The 14,287-nt window shown below is 54.5% G+C and carries 12 protein-coding genes, 6 tRNA genes and 1 other RNA gene; 7 read left to right on the forward strand and 12 right to left on the reverse strand.

Annotation, left to right across the window (positions count from 1 at the left end):
• The first annotated feature begins 6 nt into the window (after positions 1 to 6).
• On the forward strand, positions 7 to 927 hold the full coding sequence (locus tag GVJ63_RS14885) for a LysR family transcriptional regulator (RefSeq protein WP_010259882.1): 921 nt from the start codon (positions 7 to 9) through the stop codon (positions 925 to 927).
• On the opposite strand, the gene GVJ63_RS14890 is transcribed toward GVJ63_RS14885, so the two are convergent.
• From GVJ63_RS14890 to GVJ63_RS14915, 6 genes are all read right to left on the reverse strand, one after another.
• The gene (locus tag GVJ63_RS14890; protein ID WP_010259880.1) at positions 924 to 1,265 is read right to left on the reverse strand and encodes a FlxA-like family protein; all 342 of its coding nucleotides are present in this window, start codon (positions 1,263 to 1,265) and stop codon (positions 924 to 926) included. The two genes, GVJ63_RS14885 and GVJ63_RS14890, sit on opposite strands and share 4 nt — an antisense overlap.
• Before the next feature lie 475 nt (positions 1,266 to 1,740).
• A non-coding RNA gene (locus tag GVJ63_RS14895) (RtT sRNA) lies at positions 1,741 to 1,876 on the reverse strand.
• 43 nt (positions 1,877 to 1,919) lie between these two features.
• Positions 1,920 to 1,995 (reverse strand) — tRNA-Lys (locus tag GVJ63_RS14900).
• Between the two features lie 4 nt (positions 1,996 to 1,999).
• Positions 2,000 to 2,075, reverse strand: a tRNA-Val gene (locus GVJ63_RS14905).
• 34 nt (positions 2,076 to 2,109) lie between these two features.
• A tRNA-Val gene (locus GVJ63_RS14910) sits at positions 2,110 to 2,185 on the reverse strand.
• A gap of 41 nt (positions 2,186 to 2,226) precedes the next feature.
• Positions 2,227 to 2,302: transfer RNA gene (locus GVJ63_RS14915), tRNA-Val, on the reverse strand.
• Between the two features lie 272 nt (positions 2,303 to 2,574).
• Here GVJ63_RS14915 and gltX point away from each other — a divergent pair.
• Complete coding sequence (gene gltX / locus GVJ63_RS14920) at positions 2,575 to 3,990, forward strand: glutamate--tRNA ligase (RefSeq protein WP_010257834.1); 1,416 nt, start codon at positions 2,575 to 2,577, stop codon at positions 3,988 to 3,990.
• Positions 3,991 to 4,023: 33 nt separating this feature from the next.
• On the opposite strand, the gene GVJ63_RS14925 is transcribed toward gltX, so the two are convergent.
• The 3 genes from GVJ63_RS14925 to GVJ63_RS14935 all read right to left on the reverse strand — a co-directional run bounded on the left by GVJ63_RS14925 (position 4,024) and on the right by GVJ63_RS14935 (position 5,655).
• On the reverse strand, positions 4,024 to 4,377 hold the full coding sequence (locus GVJ63_RS14925) for a YfeC-like transcriptional regulator (RefSeq protein WP_010257835.1): 354 nt from the start codon (positions 4,375 to 4,377) through the stop codon (positions 4,024 to 4,026).
• Positions 4,378 to 4,401: 24 nt separating this feature from the next.
• Positions 4,402 to 4,755: a YfeC-like transcriptional regulator gene (locus tag GVJ63_RS14930; protein WP_010257838.1), complete on the reverse strand. Its 354-nt coding sequence runs from the start codon at positions 4,753 to 4,755 to the stop codon at positions 4,402 to 4,404.
• A 111-nt stretch (positions 4,756 to 4,866) separates the two neighbouring features.
• The gene (locus tag GVJ63_RS14935; RefSeq protein WP_010257841.1) at positions 4,867 to 5,655 is read right to left on the reverse strand and encodes a formate/nitrite transporter family protein; all 789 of its coding nucleotides are present in this window, start codon (positions 5,653 to 5,655) and stop codon (positions 4,867 to 4,869) included.
• A 359-nt stretch (positions 5,656 to 6,014) separates the two neighbouring features.
• Between GVJ63_RS14935 and GVJ63_RS14940 the strand changes: the two genes are divergently transcribed.
• A tRNA-Ala gene (locus GVJ63_RS14940) sits at positions 6,015 to 6,090 on the forward strand.
• Positions 6,091 to 6,134: 44 nt separating this feature from the next.
• Positions 6,135 to 6,210 (forward strand) — tRNA-Ala (locus GVJ63_RS14945).
• Positions 6,211 to 6,535: 325 nt separating this feature from the next.
• On the opposite strand, the gene GVJ63_RS14950 is transcribed toward GVJ63_RS14945, so the two are convergent.
• Positions 6,536 to 7,726, reverse strand: a complete 1,191-nt coding sequence (locus GVJ63_RS14950) for a NupC/NupG family nucleoside CNT transporter (RefSeq protein ID WP_010671371.1) — start codon at positions 7,724 to 7,726, stop codon at positions 6,536 to 6,538.
• Positions 7,727 to 8,095: 369 nt separating this feature from the next.
• Between GVJ63_RS14950 and GVJ63_RS14955 the strand changes: the two genes are divergently transcribed.
• Positions 8,096 to 9,337, forward strand: coding sequence for an Nramp family divalent metal transporter (locus GVJ63_RS14955; protein ID WP_033758572.1), 1,242 nt, complete (start codon positions 8,096 to 8,098; stop codon positions 9,335 to 9,337).
• Positions 9,338 to 9,699: 362 nt separating this feature from the next.
• Here the strand turns inward: GVJ63_RS14955 and GVJ63_RS14960 are convergent, their stop codons facing one another.
• Together GVJ63_RS14960 and mgrA are read right to left on the reverse strand one after the other, a co-directional pair.
• Entirely contained in the window at positions 9,700 to 10,080 is a 381-nt protein-coding gene (locus tag GVJ63_RS14960; RefSeq protein WP_033758570.1) for a DUF2502 domain-containing protein, read from the reverse strand.
• Between the two features lie 172 nt (positions 10,081 to 10,252).
• Positions 10,253 to 11,242 carry an L-glyceraldehyde 3-phosphate reductase gene (mgrA, locus tag GVJ63_RS14965; RefSeq protein ID WP_033788118.1) on the reverse strand — a complete coding sequence of 330 codons (990 nt, stop codon included), beginning with the start codon at positions 11,240 to 11,242 and terminating at the stop codon, positions 10,253 to 10,255.
• A gap of 219 nt (positions 11,243 to 11,461) precedes the next feature.
• On the opposite strand from mgrA, the gene ipdC reads away from it, so the two are divergent.
• Together ipdC and glk are read left to right on the forward strand one after the other, a co-directional pair.
• Positions 11,462 to 13,114 (forward strand): indolepyruvate decarboxylase, encoded by a 1,653-nt coding sequence (gene ipdC, locus GVJ63_RS14970; RefSeq protein WP_159227065.1) that lies wholly within the window; start codon positions 11,462 to 11,464, stop codon positions 13,112 to 13,114.
• Positions 13,115 to 13,274: 160 nt separating this feature from the next.
• The gene (gene glk / locus GVJ63_RS14975; protein ID WP_010257856.1) at positions 13,275 to 14,240 is read left to right on the forward strand and encodes a glucokinase; all 966 of its coding nucleotides are present in this window, start codon (positions 13,275 to 13,277) and stop codon (positions 14,238 to 14,240) included.
• The last annotated feature ends 47 nt before the right edge of the window (positions 14,241 to 14,287 follow it).

Here is a 14,287-nt window from a genome sequence, read left to right on the forward strand (position 1 = left end):
GAATCGATGAATTACACCCTGCGTCAGCTACGAACCTTTATTGCGGTGGCTCACTATGGCGGATTCAGCCAGGCGGGGCAGGCGATAGGTCTGAGTCAGTCGGCGGTCAGCCACAGTATTAAAGAGCTGGAAGCGGAAACCGGCGTGCGATTGCTGGATCGAACCACCCGGGAGGTGATGCTGACTGAAGCGGGAAAACAGCTGGCGTCACGCATGGAGCGCCTGCTGGAGGAGATTCATACCACGCTGCTGGATATCCGCAGTTTTGGCGAACAGCGCAGTGGTACCGTCAGGGTGGCAGCCAGCCAGACCATTTCCGCTCATCTGATGCCGCAATGTCTGGCTGCCAGCCAGCAACACTTTCCTGACATCAAAGTGATACTGCACGATCGCGCCCAGCAGTGGGTGCTGCAAAGTGTGCGTAACGCCGAAGTCGATTTCGGGATTGTGATTGGGCCACTCAGCGACAGCGATTTTGACAGCATCGCGATTCTTGATGAGCCTTTCCTGCTGCTATGCCGTGATGATGATCCGCTGGCGCAGGTGGAAAGGGCAGAATGGTCAATGCTGGATGGCCGCACCATGGTGCTTCAGGACTATGCTTCGGGCAGTCGGGTCCTCATTGATGCGGCGATGCAGCAGCAGAATATCAGGGCTGAAGTCGTTCAGGAGATTGGTCATCCCGCTACGCTGTTTCCGATGGTACAGGTGGGGATCGGCATCAGTATTCTGCCCGCGCTGGCGTTACCGTTACCGGCGGATCGCGCATTAACGGTGCGGCGTCTATATCCTGAAATCAATCGCAGCCTCACGCTGATCAAGCGTAAAAACCGCTCGCTTACGCCTGCTGCCGAAGCGATCTGGCAGGAGGTGCGCCAGCAGGCGACGCTGCTGGCGCAACAACGCGAGGCCAGGCCCGCATTTTAGATGTAGACATCAATTTTGTTGGTGTCGGTAGGGCGGTTAATCCCGTCTGCTTTGCTCTCACTGACGGACGAGCTGTCACTCTTTGGCTGATCCTGCTCGGCCTGCTTCTGTTCCAGCTGAGCAATCTGTGCCTGCAACATGGTGATTTGTGACTGATACATCTGCTGCATTTCAGACTTCTGTTCGTCAGTCAGTTCTTTGTTGTCGGCCAGCTCTTTGACTTGCGTTAAGACGTTCTGAATCTGTTTATTCAGCGCCGCGACCTGCGAGGCAACACTGCCGCCACCGCTGTCACCGCCACTGACTGCACTGCTTAGAATTCCGGAAATTGAAGACATCATTTTTCTCCCTGTAAGTTGTCAGATACGTTATCGGCACGCTGTGAAACGACTTGAGAGCTGAAATTGTTAAGGTTGCGAAAAGGCGAGAGCTTATCTGTTAAGCCAATGTCAGTGCAGCAGAAAAAAAACAGGCACCAAAAAGGGCTAAAAGACAGCAGATAAGCTTAAAGCGAGGGGAGCACAGGCCTGTAGCAAAGCATCGCGGGACAGGGACAAAAACGCCGGGAGCGTTTTTGAACAACGCAAAGCGTTGGCCCTTCTGCGGGCGCACCTCAGGGATGAGGTGCGTAATCGCCCGCGCTGAGCCTGCCATGGATGGCGATTTTGCGTCTTTGCGAAAGGCCTGTGCTCCCTGAGCCAGCACTTTGTTTAAAGTCTGAAATAGCTGGAAAAAGCAGTTTTACCCTGAAGCGCAGGAAATCTCTCAATAGCAGAAACGAAAAAAGCGCCTTAAAGGCGCTTTATTCTGAATTGGTGGGTCGTGCAGGATAGCCTCGGCCCGTCGTGGGCCTCGCCCTGCGGGTGATGCTGTCGCATCAGCCTGAATCGCTCCCGGCGATTCAGTCGAACCTGCAGCAGGTTCTCATCCTGCACGGTAAAGTCCGTGCCCCGGAAACGAAAAAAGCGCCTTAAAGGCGCTTTTTTCTGAATTGGTGGGTCGTGCAGGATTCGAACCTGCGACCAATTGATTAAAAGTCAACTGCTCTACCAACTGAGCTAACGACCCGAAGTGGTGGGTGATGACGGGTTCGAACCGCCGACCCCCTCCTTGTAAGGGAGATGCTCTACCAACTGAGCTAATCACCCACTTCGTACTTCAGTACTACTAACAGGCAAGATATGGTGGGTGATGACGGGTTCGAACCGCCGACCCCCTCCTTGTAAGGGAGATGCTCTACCAACTGAGCTAATCACCCATATCTTCATACCTGTTCACTGCGGGCCACGCTGTTAAGAGTGGTGGGTGATGACGGGTTCGAACCGCCGACCCCCTCCTTGTAAGGGAGATGCTCTACCAACTGAGCTAATCACCCCCGCTGTGTGGAGTCGCATTATAGGGATAGTTGATTTTGAGTCAACGCTTTTTAAAACATAAATGTGCGTTCGGTTTATTTTTAAACACCCTGTCGCGCTTTTAGCCAATGTGCTGGTTTTACTGGCAGAAAAGCCCCTTTTCCCGGGCCGCAACTGGCGGGCATGCATTGAGGATTCACCGTCAGATGCTAGAATGTGCCCACTGTTTTTTCGCGTCTAACCTGTTTTTTGTCATCCAGACAGAGAACCCGCGCATCTAAGGCAATACTCAATGAAAATCAAAACACGCTTCGCGCCCAGCCCGACTGGCTATCTGCATGTAGGTGGCGCCCGTACCGCACTTTACTCCTGGCTCTTTGCCCGTCACAACCAGGGCGAGTTCGTGCTGCGCATTGAAGATACCGATCTGGAGCGCTCCACGCCGGAAGCTATCGAAGCCATCATGGATGGCATGAACTGGCTGAGCCTCGACTGGAATGAAGGCCCTTACTACCAGACAAAACGTTTTGATCGTTACAACGCGGTCATTGATGAAATGCTGGAAGCGGGCACAGCCTATAAATGCTACTGCTCTAAAGAACGTCTGGAAGCGCTGCGTGAAGAGCAGATGGCCAACAACGAAAAGCCGCGTTACGACGGCCGCTGCCGTGACAGCCATGAACATCATGCAGATGATGAGCCGTGCGTTGTGCGTTTCCGCAATCCGCAGGAAGGGTCGGTCATCTTTGACGACCAGATCCGTGGCCCGATTGAGTTCAGCAACCAGGAGCTGGATGATCTGATCATCCGCCGCACCGATGGTTCGCCAACCTACAACTTCTGCGTCGTCGTGGATGACTGGGATATGGGCATCACCCATGTGATTCGCGGTGAAGACCACATTAACAACACGCCACGTCAGATCAACATCCTCAAAGCAATTGGCGCGCAGGTTCCGGTGTATGCCCACGTCTCAATGATCCTGGGCGATGACGGCAAAAAGCTCTCCAAGCGTCATGGCGCGGTAGGGGTGATGCAGTATCGTGATGATGGCTACCTGCCGGAAGCGCTGCTCAACTACCTGGTTCGTCTGGGCTGGTCACATGGCGATCAGGAAATCTTCAGCGTGGCCGAAATGGCTGAGCTCTTTACCCTGGATGCAGTCAGTAAGTCTGCCAGTGCGTTCAACACTGAGAAACTGCAGTGGCTGAACCATCACTACATCAATACGCTGCCGCCAGAATATGTGGCGACACACCTGCAGTGGCATATTGAAGAGCAGAAAATTGATACCCGTACGGGTCCGGAACTGGCGAAGCTGGTTGGTCTGTTAGGCGAGCGCTGCAAAACGTTAAAAGAGATGGCTGCATCCTGCCGCTACTTCTATGAAGACTTTGCAGAATTTGATGCCGATGCCGCGAAGAAACATCTTCGTCCGGTAGCACGTCAGCCGCTGGAAGTGGTACGCGATAAGCTGGCCGCGATCGAAGAGTGGACGGCTGAAAACGTACATCAGGCTATTCAGAGTACCGCAGATGAGCTGGAAGTCGGGATGGGGAAAGTGGGCATGCCGCTGCGCGTGGCCGTAACCGGTGCCGGTCAGTCACCCGGACTGGATGTCACCGTGGAAGCGATAGGCCGCAGCCGCAGCGTTGCACGTATTGAGCAGGCGCTGGCCTTTATCAGTGAGCGGGAAGCGCAGGCTTAATAAACAGAACCGGAAGCTTCGCGCTTCCGGTTTTTACTCTTCAGTAATATCCAGACGCTGCAACATGCCTTTAATACCTATCCGTAATATCAGCGCTGACAGCTGCTCCTGTTCAGCCTGACTCATTTGTGGAACCGCATTTACTAACAGTGCCGTCAGTGAATCTGCCGGAACCCTATACATTGCGGCGGGTTCGTGCAGGCTACGCGTCGAATGGATAAATTTTTCTACGCGATCATCGACATGAATCAATCGCGCCTTGCCGCCCTGAATGCCGGGTCTGGGCAGGGTGGTCCAGTTTTCGCGCTTAATCCATTTGTTCACTGTCTGTCGGCTCAGGCCCGTCTCTGAGGCGAGTTCTTCGGGTGTTAACCATTCCTTTTTCATCATACCTTCCCTGATAAATACACCTTACTCTTCGCTGATTCCCAGTCGCTGCAAAACGCCCTTGATACCTTCGCGTAAGATTAGTGCAGTGAATTGATCCTGCTCGTCCTGAGTCATTTGCTGGACGGAACTTATTAATAACGCAGGTAATGAATTAGACGGAGTGCCATAAGTTGCCGTCGGCTCGTTAAGGTTACGGGTCGACTGAATAAAACTTTTCACGCGCTCATCAATGTGAATCAATCGGGCTTTACCGCCTTGCACACCGGGCTTCGGCGTGGTCGTCCAGTTTTCCCGCTTGATCCATTTATTCACCGTTTGCCGACTGTAACCCGTCTCTGCAGCCAGCTCTTCGGGGGTAAGCCATTCCTTTTTCACGATGCAGTCCCTGATTAATACATTAGCAGGACATATTACAGCAAAACGTAACGGGTGAAAGTAACTGAAGCTGAAATTGCCTTTTGTCTCTCGACAAAAGGCAAAACATCATTACTGAGGATTACTGGCGGGTTCAGCGGCAGGGCGGAATGCAAGGAAATAGGCCAGACCAACGAACACGGCACCACCCACGGCATTGCCTGAGAAGACGGCAATAAAATTAGGGAAGTACTCTGCCCAGCTCATCTGACCGGCAAAAATGGCGGCCGGAATAATAAACATGTTAGCGACAACGTGCTGGAAGCCAATGGCCACAAATGCCATCACCGGGAACCACATGCCGAAGATCTTGCCGACCACATCTTTACTGGCAAAGGCCAGCCATACCGCCAGGCAAACCAGCCAGTTACAGCCGATACCGGAAATAAAGGCGTGCAGGAAATCAGCGTGGACTTTTGCAGAAGCGATAGCAACGGTCTTCTTCAGGTAATCGCCCTCGGTCATACCCAGCATGTGACCAAAGAACCAGGCGACAGCCACGCTGCCGAGAAAGTTAGCCAGGGTAACCCAGAACCAGTTGCGCGCCACGCTCATAAAGCTGATGCGACGGGCGAACCAGGCCACCGGTAAGGTCATCATATTACCGGTCAGCAGTTCACCACCCGCCAGCACGGTCATGATGATCCCCACCGGGAAGACCGCGGCACCTAACAGGCCACCAAAAGAGCCCCATTCAGCGGGAAGGGTGTTGATCACGTGAAGATCCAGCAGGAAGCCGGTCGCAATAAATGCGCCCGCCATAAAGCCGAGAATCAGAAGGATGCTGACAGGTGCACGGCTTTTAGCCACGCCTGACTGGATCGCCAGTTGTGCGATTTCTTTAGGTGTATGCAGCGACATAGTATCTCAGTAGTTTTTTTATGATTAATGGGACGATAACGCCTGGTGGACGCGTGGTGCGCGGGAGAGGGTCCCGGGTACCACTAAATTAGCGGGCTAAGTTTTGCATGCGAAAAAGCCGAAGACAAGAAAATTCCCATAACATATTTAACCGTGAATTAACCTGACGGCAGACTGAATAACAGTTAAAAAACGGTCCTGTGTGAACAGACACGATTTTCCCCTGCAGCATGCTGCTGAAACTTCGCAGGTTGCCGCCTTTTTCAGCGATCAAACAGAGAATGTCATTTTGCCGTTGACACCCCGGAGGGGGTTTCATATTATGCCGTCCGTCGCTTAACGCGACAGTTTTTCGGTTCGGGGCTATAGCTCAGCTGGGAGAGCGCCTGCATGGCATGCAGGAGGTCAGCGGTTCGATCCCGCTTAGCTCCACCAAACTTCTTCCCAAAAGTTTGGCACTGAAAAACGATTCCAGATGTGGGGGTATAGCTCAGCTGGGAGAGCGCTTGCATGGCATGCAAGAGGTCAGCGGTTCGATCCCGCTTATCTCCACCATTTTCTGACACGCCGTTGTCAAAATCCTTTCTGATTAATCTCTTATTCGCCAGTTGCTGCGGATCCCAACGCTATTGCTTTGCCATTCACGCTGCTGCGCACGCTTAAATACGTTATTACCGGCATGACCCGCCATAACATCCGATGCTGTTTGCGGTACGTTGTGCCGCCTCTCGTGCACGATCTGAATGCAGATGTGACATGTGCAATGAAAGAGTTAACGCAGGAAAGGGGAATCAGCGGGAAGCAGAGCAAGGATAGAGCAGAAAGAGAAGGGCGAGACCTGCTCGCCCTTTGATGCTTAGAGTAGTGCGCAGAACCGTGCTTAGAACGCCAGAACCAGACCGGCGATAGCAGCGGAAAGCACGCTGACCAGCGTAGAGCCGTACAGCAGCTTCAGACCAAAGCGGGAAACCACGTTGCCCTGTTCTTCGTTCAGACCTTTAATCGCACCGGCCACGATGCCGATAGAAGAGAAGTTGGCGAACGAGACCAGGAACACAGAAAGAATACCTTCTGAATGTGGTGACAGCTGACCCGCGATTTTCTGCAGATCCATCATGGCAACAAACTCATTCGACACCAGCTTGGTCGCCATAATACTGCCGACCTGCAACGCTTCGCCAGCAGGCACGCCCATCACCCAGGCAAACGGATAGAAGACAAAGCCGAGAACGCCCTGGAAGGAGATGCCGAAGATCAGATCAAACAGCGCATTCAGACCTGAAATCAGCGCGATAAAACCAATCAGCATGGCGGCAACGATAATCGCGACGCGGAAACCGGCCAGGATATACTCGCCCAGCATCTCAAAGAAGCTCTGGCCTTTGTGCAGATCCTGCAACTGCAGATCTTCTTCGTTCTCAACGCGATAAGGGTTGATCAGCGACAGCACGATAAAGGTGCTGAACATATTGAGCACCAGCGCGGCGACCACATACTTCGGCTGCAGCATGGTCATGTAGGCGCCGACGATCGACATCGATACGGTCGACATCGCGGTCGCGGCCATGGTGTACATGCGGCGCTGTGACATTTGGCCCAGGATATCTTTATAGGCGATGAAGTTTTCTGATTGTCCCAGTATCAGAGAACTTACGGCGTTGAAAGATTCCAGTTTTCCCATGCCATTCACTTTCGACAGTACGGTACCAATACCGCGAATCACCCATGGCAGGATACGGAAATGCTGCAGAATACCGATCAGCGCAGAGATAAAGACGATAGGGCACAATACGTTAAGGAAGAAGAAGGCCAGGCCTTTGTCGCTCATGTTGCCAAAGACGAAGTTGGTACCCTCAGCGGCATACTTCAGCAGATGGTCAAAGAAGCCCGCGAATCCTTTGACGAAACCGAGTCCCGCTTCTGAGTTCAGGAAGAACCAGGCGAGCACAATTTCAATCACCAGTAGCTGTATAATGTAGCGAATGCGAATGCTTTTACGATCGTGACTAACCAGCAAGGCGAGTATCCCGACCACCACCAGTGCTAAAAGAAATTGCAAAATATGGGACATGGTTGCTCCAAATTTGAGGAGAGTTGTATTTTGTTGCGTATTCTATGTAACGCGTTACTTAAAAACGAGATCTGAACCACAATATAAGTATTCGCTATCGTTATATTTTCCAGAAAAGTTCCAGAGATCACGTCCTGTTTACAAATACTTCACTTCAGATAACCACATAATTATTGTCTGAATTTTACACCGGGCGTAAAGTGACACTATTGCTCACATTTTTAGCAATCACATCCTTTACTGTAATGTATAGCAATGGCTATACTTTATAGCAGCATCTATTACACCGATAACAACAAACGAATTTCACTTGCACCTGCTAACCCCTAAGCTGCCGGGGCAGGCAAATGTTCAGACAGGGTACCGGATATGTTTGAAAGTCGTACCGCCGAGCGCGCCGCTCGCGGAGTCAGAAAAGTCAAACTCGCACTACTGGGGCCCGCTTTTATCGCCGCTATCGGCTATATCGATCCGGGCAACTTTGCGACCAACATTCAGGCGGGCGCTGCTTACGGCTACAAATTGCTGTGGGTGGTGGTATGGGCCAACATCATGGCCATGCTTATTCAGCTGATGTCAGCCAAGCTGGGTATCGCTACCGGCAAAAACCTCGCTGAACACATCCGCGATCGTTTTCCCCGGCCTGCCGTCTGGTTTTACTGGGTGCAGGCGGAAATTATCGCCATGGCCACTGACCTGGCGGAATTTATCGGTGCCGCGCTGGGGTTCAAACTGCTGCTCGGCATTTCTTTGATGCAGGGCGCGGTGCTGACCGGCATCGCCACGTTCCTGATATTAATGTTACAGAGCCGGGGGCAAAAGCCGCTGGAGCTGGTGATTGGCGGACTGCTGCTGTTTGTGGCGGCGGCCTATATCGTCGAACTCTTCTTCTCTCAGCCCAGTGTCAAAGAGCTGGTGATCGGTATGGCGCTGCCCGCGTTACCAACGTCGGATGCCGTATTCCTGGCGGCGGGTGTGCTGGGTGCGACCATTATGCCGCACGTGATTTACCTGCACTCCGCGCTGACGCAGGGCAAAAGTGAGGACAGCAAAGGTCAGCGGTACTCCTCAACTAAACTGGATGTGGCGATTGCCATGACCATCGCCGGATTTGTTAACCTGGCAATGATGGCGACTGCCGCAGCGGCGTTTCACTTCAGCGGGCACAGTAAAATCGCTGAACTCGATCAGGCCTATCTGACGTTGCAACCGCTGTTAGGTCAGGCAGCGGCGACGGTGTTTGGTCTGAGCCTGGTGGCCGCCGGATTATCTTCAACGGTGGTCGGTACGCTGGCGGGGCAGGTGGTGATGCAGGGCTTTATCCACTTCCATATTCCCCTGTGGGTGCGCCGAACCGTCACCATGCTGCCCTCTTTTATTGTCATCTGGGCCGGCTGGGACCCGACAAGGGTGCTGGTGATGAGTCAGGTGCTGCTGAGTTTTGGTATTGCGCTGGCGTTGATTCCGCTGCTCTCCTTTACCGGCAACCGCGAGCTGATGGGCGATGATATGGTTAACTCGCGTCTGATGCAGAATACCGGGCGACTGATCGTGCTGCTGGTGATTGCGCTGAATCTTTACCTGCTGGTGGGTGAAGCGCTGGGGCTGTAGCGGTTATGGTAAACAAGAAAACGCCCGGCTATGCCGGGCATTTTCTTGTTGGCAACGTCTGGCCAGGTTCGCAGTGATACCGCGCCAGCGCAGGAAACACGGTCAGATCGGAAAGACGCAAAATCCGTCATCCATGACATGCTCGGCCCGCGCGATTACGCACCTCATCCTTGAGGTGCGCCCGTAGCCGGGCCAACGCGTTGCGTTGTTCAAAAACGCTCCCGGCGTTTTTGTCCATGGCGCGGGACGCTTTCCTCTTCTGACCGTGTTCCCTGCGCGTTGAGTTTATGCGTTGCGGCCAGAATCACACTGATTGAAGTCTTTGTGTTGTCTGAAACGCCCGGTTCTGCCGGGCGTTTTTATTAATGGCGATCGTGTCCGCGATGGTCAGGACCACGACGGTCATGATGATCCCAGCCACGATCACGATCGCGGCGATACTGATGTTCCCAGCGACGCTCACGGTCGCGCTCATGCCAGCGGCGTTCGCGCTCCCACTGCTGCTGACGACGCCACTCTTCGTGTCGCCACCAGCGGCGTTCGTTGTAAGAATAGCGGTCGTTCCACCAGCGCGGTTCACGCCAGCGACCACCATCCCAGTAATAGCCTCGGCGATCGCGATCGCCAAGATTCAGGGTGACGCCGGGGGCCAGAGTAATAGAGGCACTAGAGGCCTGGGCTGTGTGGTGTGCCAGCGGCGACAACAGGGCCAGCAGGGCAGCAAAAATAAGGGCTCTTTTCATTTTCTTCTCCTCATCAACAGTCTGACGCTGTTGCGGCGCAGCGATTATGCCTGCGTATTGCTTTTGTTACCGCATCATTGTGTCGGAAGATTGTGAGGAAATTGGGGAGAGAAAGGGGTTTGAGACTATTCTGGCGCAGAAAACGCCCGGCCTCAGCCGGGCGCTAAAACCGTTACATCAGCGCCGCGTCAATCGCCGCTAACTCGCTGTCGCTAAACTGACGGCGAGCGAGCATCGCCACCGCGTCATCGATCTGGGCTGTTTTGCTGGCTCCGATCAGTACTGAAGTCACACGCTCATCGCGCAGCACCCACGCCAGCGCCATCTGCGCCAGCTTCTGTTCGCGCTGCTGCGCAATAGCATTAAGCTTGCGGACTTTCTCCATCTTCTCATCCGTCAGCTGGTTCTCATTCAGGAACTTGCTGCCGCTGGCCGCGCGCGAATCTTCCGGAATGCCCTGCAGATAGCGATCGGTGAGCACGCCGCCTGCCAGCGGAGAGAAGGCGATACAGCCGACGCCCGCATCGCCCAGCGTCTGAATCAATCCCTGCTCAGGTGTGCGTTCAAACATCGAATAGCGCGGCTGGTGAATCAGACAAGGGGTGCCGAGATCGCGCAGGATAGCTATCGCTTCGGCGGCGAGATCGGCCGGATAGTTAGAAAGGGCAGCGTAAAGCGCTTTGCCCTGGCGCACCACATGATCCAGCGCGCGCATCGTCTCTTCCAGCGGGGTTTCCGGATCGGGACGGTGATGATAGAAAATATCCACATACTCCAGCCCCATTCGCTTCAGGCTCTGATCCAGACTGGCGACCAGATATTTACGCGAACCCCAATCCCCATAAGGCCCCTGCCACATGGTATAGCCCGCTTTAGTGGAGATGATCAGCTCATCACGATGGGCACGAAAATCTTCCCGCAGAATACGCCCGAAGTTCTCTTCGGCTGAGCCAGGGGGTGGACCGTAATTGTTGGCTAAGTCGAAGTGCGTGATGCCAAGGTCAAACGCATGACGCAGCAGCTCACGGCTGTTATCGACCCGGGTACTGTCACCAAAGTTATGCCACAGTCCCAGCGAAATGGCGGGCAGTTTGATTCCGCTGCGGCCGCTGCGGCGATATTCCATCTGTTGATAGCGATCGGGATGAGGGAAAAGGGACATTCAGCGCTCCTGGGTAAAAACGGGGATATGTGCCAAAAGTCTATCAGTGTATACGGTTACACTCAGTGACAGCGCGCTGCAATTCGCATTTTTACAGAATATTCCGCCAGCGTAACGTCGCCTTTCCAGCCATTGCGGCTGGCTAAAATAGCGGCACGCCTCGCTAATTTCATCCTGTGTCAGATACTTAACCCGACTCTTCCCTGAAAGGAATGCGCAATGTCCACTTTTACTGTTGGAGATTACCTGCTGACCCGTCTGCAGGAGATTGGTGTAAAGCATCTGTTTGGCGTGCCGGGCGACTATAACCTGCAATTTCTTGACCACGTCATCGCCCATCCGGCCATCAGCTGGGTAGGCTGCGCTAATGAGCTTAACGCAGCCTATGCGGCAGACGGTTATGCACGCTGCAACGGCGCGGGAGCGCTATTGACCACGTTTGGTGTGGGCGAGCTCAGCGCGATTAATGGCATTGCGGGCAGTTATGCCGAGTATCTGCCGGTGATCCATATCGTTGGCGCGCCTGCGACGCAGGCCCAGTTGCAGGGGGATTGTGTTCATCATTCGCTGGGCGATGGCGATTTCCAGCATTTTATTCGCATGGCCACAGAAGTCAGTGCGGCAACGGCACAGCTTACCGCCGACAACGCCACGGCTGAGATTGATCGGGTGATCGTCAGTGCGCTGCAGGCCCGTCGTCCCGGCTATTTGTCGATGGCCGTCGACGTGGCGGCCATGGAGGTGCAGCCACCCGCGCAGCCCCTGAACAGTCATCAATCCTCTTCGCCCGCTGCGCGTCGCGCTTTCAGCGACGCGGCGGAACGTTTGCTGGCACCGGCGCAGCGGGTTTCACTCCTGGCCGATTTTCTTGCGCTGCGCTGGCAGCAGCAGTCCGCACTGGCCGCGCTGCGTGAACAGTGTGCGATTCCCTGTGCCAGCCTGCTGATGGGCAAGGGGGTTCTGGATGAACAGCAGCCGGGTTACGTCGGTACCTATGCCGGTGAGGCCAGCGCAGGTCAGGTGTGCGAACAGATCGAGCAGGTGGATGTGGCGATCTGCGTCGGGGTGCGATTTACCGACACCATTACTGCAGGCTTCACGCAGCAGTTTAACCCTGAGCGGCTGATTGATCTGCAGCCCCTCAGCGCCAGCGTGGGCGGTGAAAATTTTGCGCCACTGTCGATGGCGGATGCGCTGAGCGAACTGCTGCCGCTGTTTGAACGCTATGGCCAGCAGTGGCAACCCGGTGCCACGCCGCCCGCCGCGCAGCCTGCAGAACCGGCGGCGGTGATCAGCCAGCAGGCGTTCTGGCAGGCGATGCAGGCATTCCTGCAACCCGGCGACCTTATTCTGGCCGAGCAGGGGACAGCCGCCTTTGGGGCCGCCGCGTTAAGATTGCCCTCGCAGGCGCAGCTGGTGGTTCAGCCATTATGGGGATCAATCGGCTATACTCTTCCGGCAGCATTTGGCGCGCAGACTGCCGATCCTGATCGCCGGGTTATCCTGATCATCGGGGACGGTTCGGCGCAGCTGACAATTCAGGAACTGGGTTCGATGCTGCGTGACCAGCAGCGACTGATACTCTTTTTGCTAAATAATGAAGGCTATACCGTCGAACGGGCGATTCATGGCGCAACACAACGTTACAATGATATTGCCCAGTGGAACTGGACGGCCTTACCGCACGCCCTTAGCCTGCAGGGCCAGGCGCAGAGCTGGCGTATTAGTGAAACGGTGCAGTTAGAGGAAGTGATGGCGCGACTCTCAGAGCCGAAGTGGCTCTCTCTGGTTGAAGTCGTCATGCAGAAAGAGGATTTGCCGCCACTGCTACGAAAAGTCACCGCCTGCCTGAATCAACGCAACGGCGGCTAAGATTCAGATAGTTGCCGCTGTGCAGGGTGGACTATCGCGGTTAGGCTGTAGCACACCTGAGTAAGACGCTCACCAATCGCACCGGTGAGCGTTGTTGTTTTATGGGCAGAATTTTATAGTGTCCTCCAACTCTTAAGACCCCAAGCGGAGCAACAGAAGAATGACAACCTATGCCTTGGTCGGCGATGTCGGCGGTACTAACGCACGCCTCGCCCTGTGTGAGGTGGAAAGCGGCAGCATCACCCAGGCCAAAACATTCTCAACATCAGAATACGACAGCCTCGAAGCCGTCATCCGCCACTATCTTGATGAACAACAGCAGGACGTTAAAGATGGCTGTATTGCCATTGCCTGCCCGATTACCGATGACTGGGTTGAAATGACCAACCATGACTGGGCGTTTTCCACGCGCAAGCTCAAAGAGAACATCGGTTTTGAACACCTGGAAATCATTAACGACTTCACTGCGGTATCTATGGCGATCCCGATGCTGACCGCCGAAAACGTGATTCAGTTTGGCGGTACAGAGCCAGTCAAAGATAAACCTATCGCGATTTATGGTGCCGGCACCGGATTAGGCGTCAGCCATCTGGTGCATGTGGACAAGCGCTGGGTCAGCCTGCCAGGTGAGGGCGGTCATGTCGACTTCGCTGCCAACAGCGAAGAAGAAGATCAGATCCTGGAAGTGCTGCGCGAAGAGCTGGGCCATGTTTCAGCGGAACGTGTGCTGTCAGGTGCCGGTCTGGTTAACCTCTATCGTGCGATTGTTAAAGTGGATAATCGCGTGCCGGAAAACCTGAAGCCGAAAGATGTCAGCCAGCGTGCGCTGGATGACAGCTGCACCGACTGCCGTCGCGCGCTGTCAATGTTCTGCGTCATCATGGGCCGTTTCGGCGGCAACCTGGCGCTGAATCTTGGCACCTTTGGTGGTGTCTATATTGCCGGTGGCATCGTGCCACGCTTCCTGGAGTTCTTTAAGTCGTCGGGTTTCCGTGCGGCGTTTGAAGATAAAGGCCGCTTCCGCGACTATGTTGCCAGCATCCCGGTTTATATGATTACGCACGACCAGCCTGGCCTGCTGGGCGCGGGCGCGCATCTGCGCCAGACGCTGGGTCGCGAAATCTGATTCTGCTTTACCTCGCGCGCACTGCCATTCTGCGCGCGAGCGATTTT

It is taken from the genome of Pantoea sp. 18059, assembly GCF_902706165.1.
In the GTDB taxonomy this organism is placed as follows: domain Bacteria; phylum Pseudomonadota; class Gammaproteobacteria; order Enterobacterales; family Enterobacteriaceae; genus Pantoea; species Pantoea agglomerans.